Genomic DNA, 18,098 nt, shown 5'->3' on the forward strand with positions numbered 1-18,098 from the left:
GCGCCCGCGGCGCGCGGGGATGCGGTCAGCCCGCCGCGACGTCGAGGGCTTGGAGGAGGTCGGCGGCGAGGTCGTCGACATGCTCGACGCCGACCGAGATGCGCACGAGGCCCTCGGGGATGGTCGTCACCTCGCCGGGCCAGCGGCGGCGGCGCTCGAGGGTCGTCTCCACACCGCCGAGGCTGGTGGCATGCCGGGCGAGCCGCACTGCGCCGACGAAGCGGTCCGCGGACGCCGCATCCGCCAGCACGGGCGCCACGATCGCGCCGAAGCCCGGATAGCGCAGCTCGGCGAGCGCCGGGTGGCCGCTCATCCGCTCCACGAGGTCGGCCGCGTTCGCCGAGGCGCGCTCGACGCGCAGCGCGAGCGTGCGCAGGCCGCGCAGCACGAGGTAGGCCTCCATCGGCCCCGGCGTCGCCCCGAGGATCGAGCGTCGGTTCGCGAGGCGGTCGCGCAGCGCGTCGTCGCGCGTGACCAGCGCGCCCATGACCGCGTCGCTGTGGCCGGAGAGGAACTTCGTCGCGGAGTGGAGCACGACGTCGGCGCCGTGCTCGAGCGGGCGCTGCAGCACCGGGGTCGCGAACGTGTTGTCGACGACCGTGCGGATGCCGCGCTCGCGCGCCGCGCCGAGGAGCGCCGGCAGGTCGGCCACCTCGAGGGCCGGATTCGTGGGCGACTCGAGCCAGAGCAGGTCGCCGGCGCCGAGTCCGTCGATCGCGGCGAGCACGGCGGCCGTGTCCTCGATGTCGACGTACTCGCGGGTGAGCAGTCCGCGCTGCTGCCCCTCGTCGAGCTGCGTGAGCGACCCGAGATACGCGTGCCGCGGCGCGACGACGCGGGCACCCGGCTCGAGCGTCGCGAGCACGGCGTTCACGGCCGCGAGCCCGGAGGCCAGGATGAGCGCGCGCCCGCCCTCGAGCGCGCCGATCGCGTCCTCCAGCGCCGTCCAGGTCGGGTTGCCGAAGCGTCCGTACTCGAGCTCGCCCTCGGCGATGTAGGTGGACGCGAACACGACCGGCGTGTTCAGCGGCGCGTCGGGCGACGGATCTGGTCGTCCGGCCGTCACGGCCAGGGTCGACGGGTGCAGTGCCGGGTGCGGGGTCGGTGCCGGGGTGCCGGTCTCGGGCGCGGTGCTCATCGCATCAAGCGTGGCACGGCCGGACGCGGGTGACGCGCGCAGCGCGCTCTGGGATACCATTGCGCAAACTTTGCGCAATGCACGCCGCGGGCGATGCCGCGCACGACCGCGAGGAGAGACGATGACCCTGAGGATCGCGCTGGCCGGCTGGGTGCAGGAGGCCATGACCCGCTCGCCCTTCCTCACCGACGCCGCCTCCACGGAGGTGTCGCGCGGCGAGGAGCTGCGTTCGGTGACGAACTACCGCACGGTTCTCGGCGCCCTCGAGGTGCTCGACGCGGCGCCGGATGTCGAGGTCGTGCCGCTCGTCTTCGCCCGGTCGCTCTCCGGCGGCAGCATCGACGCGGACTACTACGACGCGGTGTCGACCGAGATCCTCGCCGCGCTCCGCGACGCCGGCCCGCTCGACGGGCTCGTGCTGCTCAACCACGGCGCGCTCGAGATCGACGGAGCGGACGACCACGGCGACACGCGCTTCACCCTCGCCGCGCGCGCCGCGGTCGGCGAGCACACCGCCATCGGCATCCCGTTCGACATGCACGGGCAGCTCTCCGCCGCGATGCTCGACGAGCTGCAGGCCGTCAGCGGGCTCCGCACGGCGCCCCACCGCGATCAGTTCGAGTGCGGTGCCGAGGTCGCCCGCCAGGTGCTCGACGCGGCCCGCGGCACGACCCGGCCGACTCGCGCCTACGTGCACCTGCCGATGCACATCCCGGGTGAGAAGTCGATGACGACCCACGAGCCGGCGGGGTCGCTGTGGGGCTCGCTGGAGGAGTACGACCGGATCCCGGGCGTCATCCGCTCGACGATCCTGCTCGGCTTCGGCTGGAACGACCGGCCGTGGGTCGGCACGCAGGCGGTCGTGATCACGGACGACGACCCGGCGCTCGCGCGGGACGTCGCCGAGCGGATCGCGGCCGACGTGTGGGCGCGCCGGCACGAGTTCGGGCTGCACATGGAGAACCGGGAGGTGGTCGACGGGCTGCTGACGGCGGCGGCCGCGCCGGCCTCCGATCGACCCGTGTACGTCACCGACTCGGGCGACAACGTGAGCGCCGGGGCGGGCGGCGACAGCACGATCGTGCTCACCACCCTGCTCGGGATGCCGGAGCTCGACGACGCGGTGGTCGCCGGCATCTACGCGCCCGAGACCGTCGCGGCGTGCATGGCGGCCGGCGTCGGCGCGACGGTGTCGATCGACCTCGGCGCCGAGCACCGATCCGTCCCGCGGTCGTCGCACCGGGTGGATGCGGTGGTGGAGGCGTTCGCGGACGCCCTCGTCATCCCCGATCCCGACCCGTCCAGCTCGACGCCGACCCGCTCGGAGGGCGCCTGGGTGCGGCTCCGGATCGGCACGACCCTGGTGACCCTGCACGCCGTGCGCCTCTACGTCAGCCAGCCGGATCACCTCCGCGCGATGGGCATCGATCCGACCTCGCACGCCGTCTACGTGCTGAAGTTCGGCTACCTGCTGCCGCAGCTCGAGGACGCGGCCGGCCGCTTCATCCTGCTGCGCAGCCCGGGCGCCGGCGCGATGGACTTCGAGACGCTCGAGTGGACGCGGGTGGTGCGGCCGGTGTTCCCGCTCGACTCGGACATGGAGCACGAGATCGCCGGGACGGCGTACTCGGCCGGGTGAGGAGCGGGGGCGGGACGGCGCCGCTCAGGCCCCTGGATCGGGCGCCGCGCGAATCGCGTCGCGGAGCGCGGCACGCAGGTGCGCGGCCGCTCGCGTCAGCATCCGCCGCAGTACTCGGAGCTCGTGGGGCGACCAGCGCGGCGAGTACGACTCGAGGTCGAAGACCCATGGCACCGACGCGGCGAACAGCTTCTCGTAGCAGCGGTCCTGAGTCGCGCCGGTGCGCACCGGCTCCTGCGCGGAGAACGGCGGCACGTCGAGGGAGAAGTTGAGCGTGTCGAGCGCGGCGGCGGGATCGAGCACGGTGCGACGGTGCGCCAGCCAATCCGCGATCGGGTCCAGGTCCACGAACCCTGGAGGGTCGAGCTCCGACGCCTCCGGCTCGGGAACCCATCCGTCCTCGATCGCCGGCCATCCTCGCGCCGAGGCGAACTCGGCGCACTCGGCCGCCGATCGGAAGGCGATGCTGCGCCCGTCCAGCGTCGCGATCGCGTCGCGGCCGGACCCGTCGGCCCGAGTCCCCCACCAGAACCACCGGTCGCGGCCGTCGAGGCGGAAGCCCGACGGCGATCCGTCGATCGGGAGCAGCACGCGCGCGAACGGGTCGTCGGCGACGGTCGCGTTCACGACGTCGGTGCCGAAGCCTGCGACATCACCCAGAGGCCGCGCTGGTAGGCGCTGTCGGCCTGCACCTTCGTGATCGTCCGCCGCCGGTACCCGCGCGGCACGTCGTGCCAGGTTGCATCGGGACGCACCTCGTGCAGCCATAGCCAGGCACCCTGCAGCTCGTCGACCACGCCGATCCACATGCCTTTGCGCTTCCGCTCCCTCTCGATGCCGATCAGCGGGTGGAGCGCGGCGAGCGACTCGAGCAGGCCGCGGCTCGAGTCGAGATCGACGCCGCTGGGTGAGACCGGCGGCCAGCCGGGCAGCGTCGCGGCGTAGTCGCTCTGGAACGAGCGGTCCCGTTCGACGGTCCGGACGTCGGCGATCCGGACCGCGATGAGTCCGCCGGGCACGCCGCCGTCCTGCGCCTCGACCATCAGCGCCCAGCGGCGTCCGAGACCGACGACGAGCCCGTCGATGGTGTCCGCGTAGCGCGGGCTCCGGGTGATGCGCACATAGCGGCCGGAGTCCCGGGCGCGCTCAAGGCGTCGGATTCGCGAGGACATGCCGGGCAGGCTAGCGCGCCGCCGCGCGGACACGGCGGCGGAAGATCCCGGTTGCCGACTGCGATGCGCGATCAAGGCGCCGGATGCTCCGTCCGGGGGTCCGCACCGGACTCAGTGCGCGTCGCCGACGAGCTTCAGCCCGACGACGCAGCCGACGAGGCCGAGGATCAGCAGCACCTTCAGCACCGAGACGCTCTCGGCGCCGGTCGCCATCGCGAAGCCGACGGTGAGCGCCGCGCCGATGCCGACCCAGACGGCGTACGCCGTGCCGATCGGGATGCCGCGCATCGCGAACGCGAGCCCGGCCATGCTCGCGACGATGCCGACGCCGAACACGATGGTCGGCGCGAGCTTGGTGAAGCCGGCGCTGCGGCCGAGCGCGGTGGCCCAGACGGCCTCCAGCAGGCCCGAGACGATGAGGACGATCCAGTACACGACGATGCTCGTTTCAGCCCGTCGGTCATGGCCGGGTACGGGGAGCCCTCGTCCGGTGGACGGATCGCTGCCGTCCGGCCCCCAGGCTAGCGGGGCGCGCTGGGCAGGTCCTGGGCAGCGCGGCGACGTCGCCGGGGGCGGGGTCGGGTGCGCGCCACCCGCCAGGGATTCGCGCTCGCCGCGCGAGCCAGCAGCCCGCCGCCGATCGCCACGCACAGGACGAGAAGCCCCCACGGGGTCAGGAGCGAGAGGACCTCGAGCCCCTCGGCGTGGACGCGTCCCGAGTCGCGGTCGTTGAGGAGCCCGGTCGGCCGGTAGGTCGCCCGGACGGTGCGGTCCTCCCCGACCGTGCCATCAAGGCGGATGTCGCGCAGCGTCGTCCGGCCGTCGTCGCTGATCCAGATGCCGCGGCTCGTGCAGACCGCGCCCTGCCATTTCGAGAAATGCCACTCGCCGCAGCTCTCCTCGATGAAGGTGCCGTGCAGCGTCGGCTCGCGGAGGTCGACGAGGCCGGCCACGCCGAGACCGAGGCTGACGAGCGCCAGCACGGCGAAGACCGCGACGCCGAGCACGGGAACGATCCATCCGACGATGCGCGGCCAGGCGCGACTGCGAGGACGCGGACGGGCGCCGGCGCTATGCGGCATGCGATCGCTGCTCCCGCAGCCTGTGCTCCCTCATGCCCTCAGGCTGACGGCTGATCCCCACGTCGTCCATTCCCCGCTCGGGGTGCACGGGCGGTCGCGAGCTCAGTGCTGGTGGTCGATCACGACGGCGTCGGTGCCCCGATCGCCGCGGAACAGGTGGAACAGGTTGTAGTCCGGACCATCGACGTCATCGCGCGACAGCGCGAGCTCGCGGGCGATGGCGACCCGATCACCCGTGAGCTGCCGCACGGAGATGCGATACCCGAGGTAGTAGACGGACATCCCGACGGCGAGCGCACGCGCTTCCGCGACGGAGAGCTCGCGCCGCGGCGTCAGCACCTCGCCGGAGACGAGCATGAGCCGCCACTCGCGGTCGACGATCCGCGCCCAGTCCCGCAGCTCTGGAGGTCGTCGCCGTCGTGCCATGCCGAGACGCTAGCCCGTCGGGGCGACTCGGGGTCTCCGTCGAACCGGAATTCGGCGGGATGGTGTGCGCATCGAAGCCAGGTCCGACGCCTCACTCAGCAGACCAGAGCTCCTCGGCCTCGAGGGTCAGATCGATCACCTGACGGAGGAGGCCTGCCATCGACGTGGACTTCAACAGGGTGTACCGGTCGTACTCGCCCAGCGGGGCGATCGCCGCGAGCTGCCACGCGGACGTGACGGGATCGTCGGACAGCTCGAGGTCGGCATCCGTCTGCGGCTCCGCGATGCGGGCGATGATGCGTCGGACCACCGCTTCCGCCTCGGACCGGAGCGGCGCGAGCGCCTCGGACCACTCCAGCTCCGGCAGCATCGACAGCTCGGCTCGGGGATACGGGTCGTCGTCGAGCCACCGCTCGACGGAGAACCGCCGGGTGCCCAGGCCCAGGATGAGCAGATCGTCGGCGCCCGCGGCCACGCTCACCAGACGTGCCATCGTCCCCACCGAGGCGCGCTGGTCGCCGCCCCCGGCCTCGTGTCCGCGCTCGATCAGGACGACGCCGAACTCGGAGTCGGCTTCCTGTTCGTCGAGCAGCCGCCCGATCAGCATCAGGTACCGGGGCTCGAACACCCGCAGTGGGACGGGCACACCGGGGAACAGGACCGATCCGAGCGGGAACATCGGTGACGCGGCCATGCTCCAGTCAAGCACCGCGACCCGAGCGTCACGAGTGCGAGGCTCCACCACGTCGCCATGCCGGATCACCGGCCGCGTCACACGTTGAAGCGGAACTCCACCACGTCGCCGTCCTGCATGACGTAGTCCTTGCCCTCGATGCGGGCCTTGCCGTGGGAGCGGGCCTCGGCGACGGAGCCGGCGGCGACGAGGTCGTCGTAGCCGATCACCTCCGCCTTGATGAAGCCCTTCTCGAAGTCGGTGTGGATGACGCCGGCGGCCTGCGGCGCCTTCGCGCCCTTCGGCACGGTCCACGCGCGCGACTCCTTCGGACCCGCCGTGAGATACGTCTGCAGGCCGAGGGTGTCGAAGCCGATGCGGGCGAGCTGGTCGAGTCCGCTCTCGGTCTGCCCGGTCGACGCGAGCAGCTCGGCGGCGTCCTCGGGGTCGAGGTCGATGAGCTCGGACTCGATCTTCGCGTCGAGGAAGACGGCCTGGGCGGGCGCGACGATCGCCGCGAGCTCCGCCATCCGCCCCGCGTCACCGAGGATGCCCTCGTCGACGTTGAAGACGTAGATGACCGGCTTGGCGGTGAGCAGCCCGAGCTCCTTGAGCAGCGGCAGCTCGATGCCCTTCGCCTGCGACAGCGGCGTGCCCTCGCCCAGGGAGGCCTGGGCGGCCTGCGCCGCGGCGAGCACGGCCGGGTCCGCCTTCTTGCCGCGGACCTCCTTCTCGAGCCGTACGACCGCCTTCTCGAGGGTCTGCAGGTCGGCGAGCATGAGCTCGGTGTTGATGGTGTCGAGGTCGCCCTGCGGGTCGACCGACCCGGCGACGTGGATGACGTCGCCGTCGGTGAACGCCCGCACCACCTGCGCGATGGCGTCGGCCTCGCGGATGTTCGCGAGGAACTGGTTGCCAAGCCCCTCGCCCTCGCTCGCGCCCTTCACGATGCCGGCGATGTCGACGAACGACACCGTCGCGGCCACGATCCGCTCGCTCGAGAACAGGTCGGAGAGCACCTGGAGCCGCGGGTCCGGCAGGTTCACGACGCCGACGTTCGGCTCGATGGTGGCGAACGGGTAGTTCGCCGCGAGCACGCTGTTCTTCGTCAGGGCGTTGAAGAGCGTCGACTTGCCGACATTGGGCAGTCCGACGATGCCGATGGTGAGAGCCACGGTGCCCCAGCGTACCGGCGGGGATGCGGCGCCCCCGACCGCGGGGCCCGGACTCCGCGTCAGCGGTGCGCGCGGAACACGTTCGTGCGGTACGGCATGGCGAACGCGTCCCGCTTGGCGAGGTCCGGATCGGTCGCGAGCAGCTCCCGGATGCCGGCGATCACCTCGTCGCGGCGCTCGGGCGTCGCCGTGATGATGTAGCTGCGCGACAGGGCGAGCTCGACGAGCCCCTCGGGCGTCATCGGCCGCTCCCACTCGAAGACGGCCTGCGAGGTCGGCCCGAACGGGCCCGGGACGACGGTCGGCGTCTCCTGCGAGCGCTCCGCCTCGCTCGACCCCATCACCGCGGTGAGCCGCGCGACCCATGGCACGCGGTTGTCGCGGTCGTTCCAGATGAGGCCGAGCTCGCCGCCCGGCTTGAGCACGCGCGCCACCTCGGGCGCCGCCCGCTCCTGGTCGACCCAGTGCCAGGCCTGCGCGGCGAACACGGCGTCGACGCTCTCGTCGGGCAGCGGGATGCGCTCCGCCGTGCCGACCAGCGTCTCCACGCCCGGCACGCTCCCGCGCAGCTGCTCCAGCATCCGCTCGGACGGGTCGACCGCGATCGCGTCGAGTCCGCGCGCCGCGAGCGAGGCCGTGAACTTGCCGGTGCCGGCGCCGAGGTCGAGCACCCGGCGCAACGGCGGACTCCCCTCGCGCGGCGCGAGGAGCCAGTCGACCGCCGCGTCGGGATACGACGGCCGCGCGCGCTCGTAGAGCGCCGCCTCCCGGTCGAACGAGCTCGCCTGCTCCGCCTTCAGCGCGTCATCGGTCACCCTCCCGACGGTACGCCGCTCCCCCGGGCTGTGGTCCGGCGATCCGGCGCCACGCGGCGCGGCTCCCCGGCGGCGTCGGACGCGCGTGTGACGCTTCCCCCATGGCGCTGGACTTCACCGCGATCGACTTCGAGACCGCGAACTCCTCCAACGCCTCCGCGTGCTCCGTCGGCCTCGTCAAGGTGCGCGACGGCCGGATCGTCGACCGGGTCGGCTGGCTGATCAAGCCGCCGGCCGGCCACGACGCGTTCGTGGAGTGGAACGTGCGCATCCACGGCATCATGGCCGCCGACGTGGTCGACGCGATGCTCTGGACCGAGCAGCTGCCCGACCTCCTGGCCTTCGCCGAGGGCGACCTCATGGTGGCGCACAACGCCGGCTTCGACATGGGCGTCATCAAGGCCGCCTGCGCCGCCACCTTCGTCGAGACCCCGGCCATCGGCTACGTGTGCAGCCTGCAGGTCTCGCGCCGCACGTACACGCTCGACAGCTACCGCCTCCCGTCGGTCGCGACGGCCGCCGGCTTCGACGACTTCCGCCACCACGACGCGACCGCCGACGCCGAGGCCTGCGCCGCGATCATGATCCACGCGGCCGACCGCTACGGCGTCGACGACCTGCCCGGCCTCGCGGAGGCCGCCGGCGTCCGCGTCTCGCGCACGGTGCCGCTCGTCACCTCCCCGTCGTCCGCCTCCGGCGCGGCGGTCGGCGTGCCGGCCGAGTCGCGCCGTGTCGCCTCCTCCGCCCCGCGCACCACGGTGCTCGGTCCGGGCGGATGGGCCCCGCCGCCGCTGTCGACCTGACGACCGCCTCCGCGACCGGCGCCGGTGCGGGCATCCGCGCCTAGCGTGGGCGGGTGAGCTTCACTCCCCCGGATCCGTTCACCACCCGACCCGAGCTGCGCGGCACGAGCGGCGGCGTCGCCTCGACGCACTGGCTCGCCACCGCCGCCGGGCAGAGCGTGCTCGAGCGCGGCGGGACGGCCGTCGACGCGGCGGTGGCGACCGCGTTCGTGCTCCACGTCGTCGAGCCGCACCTCAACGGACCCGGCGGCGACCTCACCGCGATCCTCTCGGTGCGCGGCGGCGCCCCGGTGGTCGTGAGCGGACAGGGGTCCGCGCCGGCCGCCGCGACGCTCGAGCACTACGTCGAGGAGGGCCTCGACGAGGTGCCCGGCGCCGGCTTCCTCGCCGCCGCGGTGCCCGGCGCCGTGCCCGCCTGGCTCGACCTGCTCGCCGAGCACGGCACCTGGGAGCTCGCGGACGTGCTCGCGCCGGCCCTCGCCTACGCCCGGGACGGGCATCCGATCCAGGAGCGCGTCGTCGCCACGTTGCGCGCCGTTCGGGAGCTGTTCGAGGGCGAGTGGCCGACGTCCGCGGCGCTGTGGATGCCGGAGGGGCGCCTCCCCGAGCCGGGTGAGCTCGTGCGGAATCCGCAGTGGGCCGCGACCATCCGGCGGCTGCTGGACGCCGGCGACGGCGTGGGCGTTGGCGAGGACGGGAGCGGCGACACGGGTGCCGTCCCGCGGGCCGGCACGGACGGCCGCGTCGCGCGCATCGCCGCCGCCCGAGCCGAATGGGACGGCCCGATCGCGAACGAGGTCGAGGCCTTCGCGCGCACACCGCTGATCCACTCGGACGGACGGCGCCACGCCGGGGTCATCACGGCCGCGGATGCCGCGGTCCACCGCACCCGCACCGAGCCGCCCGTCGTCCGGTCGTTCCGCGGGGTGGAGGTGGCGAAGGCCGGTCCATGGACGCAGGGTCCGGTGCTGCTGCAGGCCCTCGCGATCCTCGACGGGCTGCCGGACGAGCTGCTCGACCCCTCGACGGCGGACGGCATCCACACGATCGCGGAGGCGCTGAAGCTCGCGCTGGCCGACCGGGACGCCTGGTACGGCGACCCGGAGGCCGTCGCGGTGCCGCTCGACGAGCTGCTCGATCCCCCGTACGCGGCGGCGCGGCGCGCGCTCATCGGCGCGACGGCGTCCCGCGAGTTCCGACCGGGGTCGCCCGGCGGACCGGCGCCGTGGCTGCCGCGCGGGGCGGGCTCCGCGTCGTCGGCGCCACCGGCGGCATCCGGATCCGCGTCCGCCGCGACCGGGGAGCCGACGGTCGGACGCGACGGCGCGACCCGCGGCGACACCTGCCACCTCGACGTGATCGACCGCTGGGGCACGCTCGTGTCGGCGACGCCGTCCGGCGGCTGGCTGCAGTCGTCGCCCGCCGTGCCCGGGCTCGGGTTCTGCCTCGGCTCGCGGCTGCAGATGACCTGGCTCGACCCGGCGTCGCCGTCGGCGCTGCGCGCGGGCGTGCGGCCGCGCAGCACGCTGAGCCCGACGATGCTGCTGCGCGACGGGGCGCCGGCGGAGGCCCTCGGCACGCCCGGCGGCGACCAGCAGGACCAGTGGCAGCTGCTCTACCTGCTGCGCCGGATCGTCGGCGGCTACGGCGCGCAGGCCGCGATCGACGCCCCGGCGTTCCACGTCACCGACCTCGTGTCGTCGTTCGCGCCGCGGGTGCGCGAGCCGGCCGGGCTCGTGGTCGAGTCGCGGGTCGGCGACGACGTGATCGCCGAGCTGCGCCGCCGGGGCCACGAGGTGACGGTCGCCGGACCGTGGACACTGGGCCGCCTGTCGGCCGTCGGCGTCGACCCGCGCGGCGGCGTGTTCGCGGCCTCCAACCCGCGCGGCGGGCTGGGCTACGCGGCGGTGAGCTGAGGTCGTTCTCCTGCGGTGATCGCCGCGCCGTCCCTCGACCCGTGGCCGATATCGCGCGGCGACAGCGAGATGACGCGGCAGTCGCGCCGTCGGGATGCCGGAGCCCGGCGCGGGACCCGGACGATGTCGGCGGGCTCCGCGACACTGTCGGCATGGACCTCCTCACCCTGATCGTCGGACTCGTGCTCGGCCTCGTCGTCGGCGCCGTCGCGACGGTCGTCGTGCTCCGGTCCCGCGCCGCCGCCGCGCCCGCCGAGGCCGTCGAGCCGCTGGAGGACCCGCGCGTCGCCGAGGCCCGCCACCAGCTGGAGCTGGCCAGGGCGCGCGAGGAGGCGCTCACCGTGCGCGGCGAGATCGAGGCGGATCTGGCCCGCTCGCAGGCCGGGCTCGACGGACTGCGCGAGCAGCTCATCGCCGCGCAGGACCAGTACCGCGAGCTGCTCGACCGCACGCGCGCCGAGGCGGAGGAGCGCACGAGCGCCGAGCGCCAGGAGTCGAAGGTGCTGCAGGCGCTCACCCCCGTGCAGGAGACGCTCCGCACGATGCAGCAGAAGGTCACCGAGCTCGAGACGCAGCGCTCCCAGCAGCACGGGCAGCTCTCGCAGCAGCTGCGCTCCGCAGCCGAGAGCGAGGAGCGCCTCCGCGCGACCGCCGAGTCGCTCGCGAGCGCCCTGCGCAACAACGCCACTCGCGGCGTCTGGGGCGAGACGCAGCTCCGCAACGTCGTCGAGGCGGCAGGGCTCACCAACCGCGTCGACTTCCACTTGCAGTCGTCCATCACCTCGGATGCCGGCGCCGGACGCCCGGACATGACCGTCCGCCTGCCGGGCGGCAAGTCGATCGCGGTCGACGCGAAGGTGCCCTACAACTCCTACCTCGAGGCGAGCGCCATCCCGGCGACGGCCACCGGCGAGGAGGAGGCGCGCCGGCGCAGTCTGCTGGCCGCGCACGCGAAGCAGGTCAAGGCGCACGTCGACGCGCTCTCGAGCAAGACGTACTGGGCCGGTCTCGACGCGAGCCCGGAGTTCACGGTCGCGTTCATCCCGAGCGAGTCGCTGCTCTCGGCGGCGCTCGAGCAGGACCCGACCCTGCTCGACTACGCCTTCGGCAAGCGGATCGCGCTGGCCAGCCCTGTGAACCTCTGGGCGGTGCTGAAGACCGTCGCGTTCACGTGGCAGCAGGACGTGCTCACCGAGGACGCGAAGAAGCTGTTCGACCTCGCGAAGGAGCTCTACTCCCGCCTCGGCACCCTGTCGGAGCATGCGGACAAGCTCGGCCGCTCGCTCGAGACGAGCGTCAAGCGCTACAACGAGTTCGCCAGCTCCCTCGAGAACCGGGTGCTCGTCACCGCGCGCAAGCTCGACCAGCTCGACGAGAGCAAGGTCCTGGCCGCACCCAAGGCGATCGAGACCCAGCCGAAGCAGCTGACCGCCCCCGAGCTGACCGAGCGCGACGCAGCGTCGGACGACGACACCGCCGCCGAGCCCGTTCCCGCAGCGACGCCGGCCGCCGCACCCGAGGCGATCGATGCCGAGCCGGCAGAGTCCGCGCCCGCGGCCGAGCCGGATCGCGCCGCACGCATCGCGGCGGAGCGCCGGCTGGCGCTCGCCGGCACCGAGCGCGACGAGCTCGACCTCGGACTCGCCGGCCTCGAGCTCGACCTCGACGAGCCCGCCGGGCGCGACGAGCGCCGCCGCGCCTAGGAGCGCCGCCGCGCCGAGTCCTTCGCGGGACGGGAACCGCCGCCGGCGGCAGCCCCGGCACCGCCCGGAACACCGGTCCCGCCAGGAACACCGGCACCGGCCGTGACTCCGGCCTCCTCGCCATCGACCGGCGCGGCGAACTGCGCCTGGTAGAGCCGGGCGTACGCCCCGCCCGAGGTGAGCAGCTGCTCGTGCGTCCCCTGCTCCACGATCGAGCCCGACTCCATCACGAGGATCAGGTCGGCATCCCGGATCGTCGAGAGCCGGTGGGCGATCACGAAGCTGGTGCGGTCCTTGCGCAACTCGCCCATCGCGCGCTGCACGAGCAGCTCGGTGCGGGTGTCGACCGAGCTCGTCGCCTCGTCGAGGATGAGCACGCTCGGCCGGGCGAGGAACGCCCGCGCGATCGTGAGCAGCTGCTTCTCGCCGGCGCTGATGTTCGAGGCGTCGTCGTCGAGCAGGGTGTCGTAGCCGTCCGGCAGCGAGTGCACGAACCGGTCGACGAACGCGGCCTCCGCCGCGGCGAGGATCTCCCCCTCCGTCGCGTCCGGTCGTCCGTAGGCGATGTTCGCGCGGATGGTGCCCGCGAACAGCCAGGTGTCCTGCAGCACCATGCCGGTGCGGCCGCGGAGGTCGTCGCGGGTCATGTCGGCGATGTCGACGCCGTCGAGTGTGATGCGCCCGGACTGCGGCTCGTAGAAGCGCATGACGAGGTTCACGAGCGTGGTCTTGCCGGCGCCGGTCGGCCCGACGATCGCGACCGTCTGTCCCGGCTCGGCGACGAGGTCGAGGTGCTCGATGAGGGGCTTCTCGGGGGTGTAGCTGAACGAGACGTCCTCGAACGCGAGCCGGCCGCCGCGGGCCGCGGGCGTCGACGGCGAGGCCGGGTCCTCGGTCTGCTCATCCGCGTCGAGCAGCTCGAACACGCGCTCCGCGCTCGCCACACCCGACTGCAGCAGGTTCGCCATCGAGCCGAGCTGGGTCAGCGGCTGGGTGAACTGCCGCGAGTACTGGATGAAGGCCTGCACGTCGCCGAGCGTCATCGATCCGCCGCCCACCAGGATGCCGCCGACGACCGCGATCGCGACGTAGACGAGGTTCCCGATGAACATCATCGCGGGCATGATGATGCCGCTGATGAACTGGGCGCCGAAGCTGGCGCGGAACAGCTCGTCGTTCTTCGCGCCGAAATCCGCCTCCACCTCGCGGTGCCGGCCGAAGACCTTCACCAGCGCGTGACCGGAGTAGGCCTCCTCGATCTGCGCATTGAGCTCGCCCGTGTGCTGCCACTGCGCCACGAACAGCTTCTGCGACCGCTTCGCGATCAGCGTCGTCACGAGGATGCTCAGCGGCACCGTGACCAGCGCGATCACCGCGAGCAGCGGCGAGATGACGAACATCATCACGAGCACGCCGACGACCGTGAGGATCGAGGTCAGCGCCTGGCTCAGGGTCTGCTGCAGGCTCTGCGAGACGTTGTCGATGTCGTTCGTGACCCGGCTGAGCAGGTCGCCGCGCGGCATCCGGTCGAAGTACGACAGCGGAAGGCGGTGGATCTTCTCCTCGACGTCCTCGCGCAGGCGGTACACGGTGCGCTGCGTCACGCCGTTGAGCACGTAGCCCTGCAGCCACATGAAGATGCTCGAGAGCACGTAGAGCGCGAGCACGATGCCGAGCACGAGCTGGAGCGCCGCGAAGTCGATGCCCTGGCCCGGCGTGAAGTCGAGCCCGCGGAGGAAGTCCGCCTGCGCGCCGTCGCCGCTCGCACGCAGCCCGTCGATCACCTGCTGCTTCGTGGCGCCGGCCGGCATGGTCGAGCCGACCGCGCCGCCGAGGATGAGGTTGGTCGCCTGGCCGAGCACCTTCGGCCCGACGACCGACAGCAGCACGCCGAGCACGCCGAGCAGCACGACCAGCACGAGCGGTCCGCGCTCGGGGAGGAGCCGCCCGAGCAGGCGGCGGAACGACGGCCCGAAGTCCAGGCTCTTCTGCGCGGGACGCTGCGGTCCTCCGAAGCTCATGCCGCCTCCTCGATCGAGAGCTGGCTCGAGACGATCTCGGCGTACTCCGCCGAGCTCTCCAGCAGCTCCTCATGGGTTCCGCGTCCGACGACCTCGCCGTCCTCGAGCACGAGGATCTCGTCCGCGTCGACGATGGTCGACACGCGCTGGGCGACGACGATGAGGGTCGCCCCGGACGCCTCGCGCGCGAGCGCCGCGCGCAGCCGCGCATCCGTCGCCGTATCCAGCGCGCTGAACGCGTCGTCGAACACGTAGATCTCCGGCCGCTTCACGAGCGCCCGGGCGATCGCGAGCCGTTGCCGCTGCCCGCCCGACACGTTCGTGCCGCCCTGGGCGATCTCGGACTCGAGTCCGTCCGCCATCTCCTCGACGAAGTCCCGGGCCTGCGCGACCTCGAGCGCCCGCCAGAGCTGCTCGTCCGTGGCGTCCGGGTTGCCGTAGCGCAGGTTCGACGCGACCGTGCCGCGGAACAGGTAGGCGCGCTGCGGCACGAGCCCGATCCGCCCCCAGAGCAGGTCGGGATCGAGCTCCCGCACGTCGACGCCGTCGATGAGCACCGCGCCGCCGGTCACGTCGAACAGCCGCGGCAGCAGGTTCACGAGCGTGGTCTTGCCCGATCCGGTCGAGCCGATGATCGCGGTGGTGCGTCCGGGCGCCGCGGTGAACGACACCTCGCGCAGCACGGGCTGGTCCGCGCCCGGGTAGGCGAACGTCGCCGCCCGCAGCTCGACCGTGCCCTCGCCCGTGGTCTCGGTCACGGGCGAGGCGGGCGGGCCCACCGTCGACTCCGTGTCGAGCACCTCGCCGATGCGGTCGGAGGAGACCGCGGCGCGCGGGAGCAGGAAGGCGAGGAAGGTCGCCATCATCACGGCCATGAGGATCTGGATGAGGTAGGTGAGGAACGCGGTGAGCGCGCCGATCTTCATCTCGCCGGCGTCGATCCGGTAGGCGCCGAACCAGAGCACGGCGACGCTGGAGACGTTGAGCACGAGCATCACGACCGGGAACATCAGCGAGAACCACCGGCCCGCGATCGTCGCCGTCTCCGTCAGGTCGCGGTTCGCCGAGGCGAAGCGGCCGAGCTCGACCGGCTCGCGCACGAACGCGCGCACCACCCGGATGCCGGTCAGCTGCTCGCGGAGCACCCGGTTCACCGTGTCGATGCGCTCCTGCATCCGGCGGAACTGCGGCACCATCCGCGTGATGATGAGGCCCACCGCGATGAGCAGCACGGGCACCGCGACCACGAGGATCCACGACAGCGTGGTGTCCTCCCGCAGCGCCGAGATGACGCCGCCGATCGCGAGGATCGGCGTCGAGACGAGCATCGTCAGGCTCATCAGCACGAGCATCTGCACCTGCTGCACGTCGTTCGTCGTGCGGGTGATGAGCGACGGGGCGCCGAAGCGCGACACCTCGCGCTCCGAGAACGCCGCGACGCGGGCGAAGATCGCACCGCGCAGGTCCCGGCCGAAGCCCATGGCGATCCGGGAGCCGACGTAGACGGCCGCGATCGAGCAGACGACCTGCAGGAGCGTGATGCCGAGCATCACCATGCCGGTCGAGACGATGTAGCCGGTGTCGTTCTTCACCACCCCGTTGTCGATGATGTCGGCGTTGAGGCTCGGCAGATACAGCGACGCCATCGACTGCGCGAACTGCAGCACGATGACGACGACGATGAGCGGCACGGAGGGGCGGAGGAATCGCCCGAGGATCCGCAGGAGCATGGTCAGCTCTCCTTCGTCCGGTGGTCTGAGGCGGTGACCGGTTCGTCGGCCGCGGACTGCTCGCGGAGCACGCCGTGGGCGACGAGTCGGGCGAGCTCGGGCGTGCCGAACTCGTGCGGTGCATTGAACATGGGGATGGACGCCCCGAACGCGAGCAGCCGGAGCACATAGGCGAGGTCGCGGATCGGGATGCTGAGCCGGTCGGCGTCGGCCGCGAACAGCTCCTCGAGGATCTCGACCCAGTCCCATCCGGGGTCGCCCGGTCGGGACCGCATCGGCGGCGGGCCCGGCGGCAGGCGGAGGGCGGACATCATCCGGATGATGCCGTCCATGCGCCCCCGGAGCAGCGCGATCACCAGCTCGATGCGCTCCTCCACGGGGAGGTCGGCGTCGATGCCGCGGAGCGCCGCGCGCACCGGCAGCGGATCGAAGTACCGCTCGCCGGCCGCCCGCAGCAGGCTCTCCTTGTCGCCGAACGCGCGGAACAGCGTGCCCTCGGCGACGCCCGCCGCCTCGGCGAGGCGCCGGCTGCCGACGTCGCGCCCGTGCTCGAGCAGCACGGGGATGACGGCGTCGAGGATCGCCTCCCGGCGCTCCTCCGGTGCCATCGGGCGCGCTCGGACGCGCACCTCCACGAACTCCTCCGGCAGCACCACGGGTGCGACCTTAGACTGAGTGAGCACTCACTCACAAGCATCCATGCGTCGGTATGGAGGCGTCAGAGCGAGTCGTCGCCGTCGAGCCACTTCTCGGCGAGGTGGTCCGCGATGACGCGGCGGATGGTGCCGGAGCGGGCGCGGAGCACGATCGACTCGGTGCGGATGACCGGGCCCTTGCGGCGGACGCCGGACACCAGGTTTCCGTCGGTCACGCCGGTCGCGACGAAGAAGGTGTTGTCGCCCTTCACGAGCTCGTCCGCCGTGTAAACGTGGTCGAACTGCAGCCCGGCGTCGAGGCCGTGCTGCTTCTCCTCGTCCGTCTTCGGCGCGAGCCGGGTCTGGATCAGCCCGCCGAGCGCCTTGATCGCGCACGCCGTGGCGACGCCCTCCGGCGATCCGCCGGTGCCGATGCACATGTCCAGTCGTCCGTCGTAGGAGGCCGCGTCGATGCCGCCGGCGACGTCGCCGTCGAGCAGCAGCCGTGTGCCGGCACCCGACTCGCGGATCTCCTGGATCAGCCCCTCGTGCCGCGGCCGGTCGAGCACGCCGATCGACATCTCCCCCACCGGCTTGCCCTTGGCCTTCGCCAGCGCCCGGATGTTCTCCGCGACGCTCTGCCGCAGGTCGACGACGCCGATGCCCTCCGGACCGGTGACGATCTTGTCCATGTAGAACACGGTGTGCGCGTCGAGCATGGCGCCGCGGTCGGCGGCAGCGATCATCGAGATCGCGTTCCGCCGCCCCGACGCGGTCAGCGAGGTGCCGTCGATGGGATCGACCGCGATGTCGCAGGCGGGGCCGCGGCCGTTGCCGACGTGCTCGCCGTTGTAGAGCATCGGGGCCTTGTCCTTCTCGCCCTCGCCGATCACGACGACGCCGTCGAAGTTGACGGTGCCGAGGAACTTGCGCATCGCGTCCACGGCGGCGCCGTCGGCCGCGTTCTTGTCGCCGCGCCCGATGAACGGCACCGCGCGGATGGCCGCCGCCTCGGTCGCCCGCACGAGCTCGAGCGCGAGGTTGCGGTCGGGGTGCAGGAACAGCGCGCCGGTCTCCGTGGTCACCATGTCGGCCACACTAGCCACGCGCGCACGCCGTCGACCCGGACTGCACAGACGTGCCGATCCCGAGTGCGCACAGCACCTGACC

17 protein-coding genes are annotated in these 18,098 nt (G+C 72.7%); 4 read left to right on the forward strand and 13 right to left on the reverse strand.

Annotated elements, in window-relative coordinates; all coding sequences use genetic code 11:
• Positions 1–25: 25 nt before the first annotated feature.
• On the reverse strand, positions 26–1,138 hold the full coding sequence (locus AC1RSJ_RS10525; protein ID WP_493118333.1) for a trans-sulfuration enzyme family protein: 1,113 nt from the start codon (positions 1,136–1,138) through the stop codon (positions 26–28).
• A gap of 121 nt (positions 1,139–1,259) precedes the next feature.
• Here AC1RSJ_RS10525 and AC1RSJ_RS10530 point away from each other — a divergent pair, with 121 nt between their 5' ends.
• Positions 1,260–2,777, forward strand: a complete 1,518-nt coding sequence (locus AC1RSJ_RS10530; protein WP_493118334.1) for a M81 family metallopeptidase — start codon at positions 1,260–1,262, stop codon at positions 2,775–2,777.
• Between the two features lie 24 nt (positions 2,778–2,801).
• Here AC1RSJ_RS10530 and AC1RSJ_RS10535 read toward each other — a convergent pair whose 3' ends face one another.
• The 8 genes from AC1RSJ_RS10535 to AC1RSJ_RS10570 all read right to left on the reverse strand — a co-directional run bounded on the left by AC1RSJ_RS10535 (position 2,802) and on the right by AC1RSJ_RS10570 (position 8,120).
• A complete protein-coding gene (locus AC1RSJ_RS10535; protein WP_493118335.1) occupies positions 2,802–3,404 on the reverse strand; it encodes a hypothetical protein in 603 nt (200 codons plus the stop codon).
• On the reverse strand, positions 3,401–3,949 hold the full coding sequence (locus AC1RSJ_RS10540) for a hypothetical protein (RefSeq protein ID WP_493118336.1): 549 nt from the start codon (positions 3,947–3,949) through the stop codon (positions 3,401–3,403). The genes AC1RSJ_RS10535 and AC1RSJ_RS10540 overlap by 4 nt, the downstream gene beginning before the upstream one ends.
• 111 nt (positions 3,950–4,060) lie before the next feature.
• Positions 4,061–4,384, reverse strand: coding sequence for a DMT family transporter (locus AC1RSJ_RS10545; RefSeq protein ID WP_493118337.1), 324 nt, complete (start codon positions 4,382–4,384; stop codon positions 4,061–4,063).
• Positions 4,385–4,470: 86 nt separating this feature from the next.
• Positions 4,471–4,956, reverse strand: a complete 486-nt coding sequence (locus AC1RSJ_RS10550; RefSeq protein WP_493118338.1) for a hypothetical protein — start codon at positions 4,954–4,956, stop codon at positions 4,471–4,473.
• A gap of 177 nt (positions 4,957–5,133) precedes the next feature.
• The gene (locus tag AC1RSJ_RS10555) at positions 5,134–5,457 is read right to left on the reverse strand and encodes a hypothetical protein (protein ID WP_493118339.1); all 324 of its coding nucleotides are present in this window, start codon (positions 5,455–5,457) and stop codon (positions 5,134–5,136) included.
• Positions 5,458–5,548: 91 nt separating this feature from the next.
• The gene (locus tag AC1RSJ_RS10560; RefSeq protein ID WP_493118340.1) at positions 5,549–6,136 is read right to left on the reverse strand and encodes an LON peptidase substrate-binding domain-containing protein; all 588 of its coding nucleotides are present in this window, start codon (positions 6,134–6,136) and stop codon (positions 5,549–5,551) included.
• 92 nt (positions 6,137–6,228) lie between these two features.
• Positions 6,229–7,305: a redox-regulated ATPase YchF gene (ychF, locus tag AC1RSJ_RS10565; RefSeq protein WP_493118341.1), complete on the reverse strand. Its 1,077-nt coding sequence runs from the start codon at positions 7,303–7,305 to the stop codon at positions 6,229–6,231.
• Between the two features lie 59 nt (positions 7,306–7,364).
• On the reverse strand, positions 7,365–8,120 hold the full coding sequence (locus AC1RSJ_RS10570; protein WP_493118342.1) for a class I SAM-dependent methyltransferase: 756 nt from the start codon (positions 8,118–8,120) through the stop codon (positions 7,365–7,367).
• Between the two features lie 101 nt (positions 8,121–8,221).
• Between AC1RSJ_RS10570 and AC1RSJ_RS10575 the strand changes: the two genes are divergently transcribed.
• From AC1RSJ_RS10575 to AC1RSJ_RS10585, 3 genes are all read left to right on the forward strand, one after another.
• Entirely contained in the window at positions 8,222–8,923 is a 702-nt protein-coding gene (locus AC1RSJ_RS10575; RefSeq protein ID WP_493118343.1) for an exonuclease domain-containing protein, read from the forward strand.
• Between the two features lie 53 nt (positions 8,924–8,976).
• Positions 8,977–10,839, forward strand: a complete 1,863-nt coding sequence (locus tag AC1RSJ_RS10580; RefSeq protein ID WP_493118344.1) for a gamma-glutamyltransferase family protein — start codon at positions 8,977–8,979, stop codon at positions 10,837–10,839.
• A gap of 152 nt (positions 10,840–10,991) precedes the next feature.
• Positions 10,992–12,542: a DNA recombination protein RmuC gene (locus AC1RSJ_RS10585; RefSeq protein ID WP_493118345.1), complete on the forward strand. Its 1,551-nt coding sequence runs from the start codon at positions 10,992–10,994 to the stop codon at positions 12,540–12,542.
• Here AC1RSJ_RS10585 and AC1RSJ_RS10590 read toward each other — a convergent pair.
• Genes AC1RSJ_RS10590 through glpX form a run of 4 tightly spaced genes read right to left on the reverse strand, consistent with a single transcriptional unit; the run spans position 12,539 to position 18,016 of the window.
• On the reverse strand, positions 12,539–14,563 hold the full coding sequence (locus tag AC1RSJ_RS10590) for an ABC transporter ATP-binding protein (RefSeq protein WP_493118346.1): 2,025 nt from the start codon (positions 14,561–14,563) through the stop codon (positions 12,539–12,541). The genes AC1RSJ_RS10585 and AC1RSJ_RS10590 overlap by 4 nt on opposite strands.
• The gene (locus AC1RSJ_RS10595; protein WP_493118347.1) at positions 14,560–16,293 is read right to left on the reverse strand and encodes an ABC transporter ATP-binding protein; all 1,734 of its coding nucleotides are present in this window, start codon (positions 16,291–16,293) and stop codon (positions 14,560–14,562) included. Before AC1RSJ_RS10595 ends, AC1RSJ_RS10590 begins: the two co-directional genes overlap by 4 nt.
• Before the next feature lie 2 nt (positions 16,294–16,295).
• Positions 16,296–16,976 (reverse strand): TetR/AcrR family transcriptional regulator, encoded by a 681-nt coding sequence (locus tag AC1RSJ_RS10600; RefSeq protein ID WP_493118348.1) that lies wholly within the window; start codon positions 16,974–16,976, stop codon positions 16,296–16,298.
• A gap of 35 nt (positions 16,977–17,011) precedes the next feature.
• Complete coding sequence (glpX, locus tag AC1RSJ_RS10605; protein WP_493118349.1) at positions 17,012–18,016, reverse strand: class II fructose-bisphosphatase; 1,005 nt, start codon at positions 18,014–18,016, stop codon at positions 17,012–17,014.
• Positions 18,017–18,098: the final 82 nt, after the last annotated feature.

It is taken from the genome of Schumannella sp. GW821-FHT10F01 (assembly GCF_058809295.1).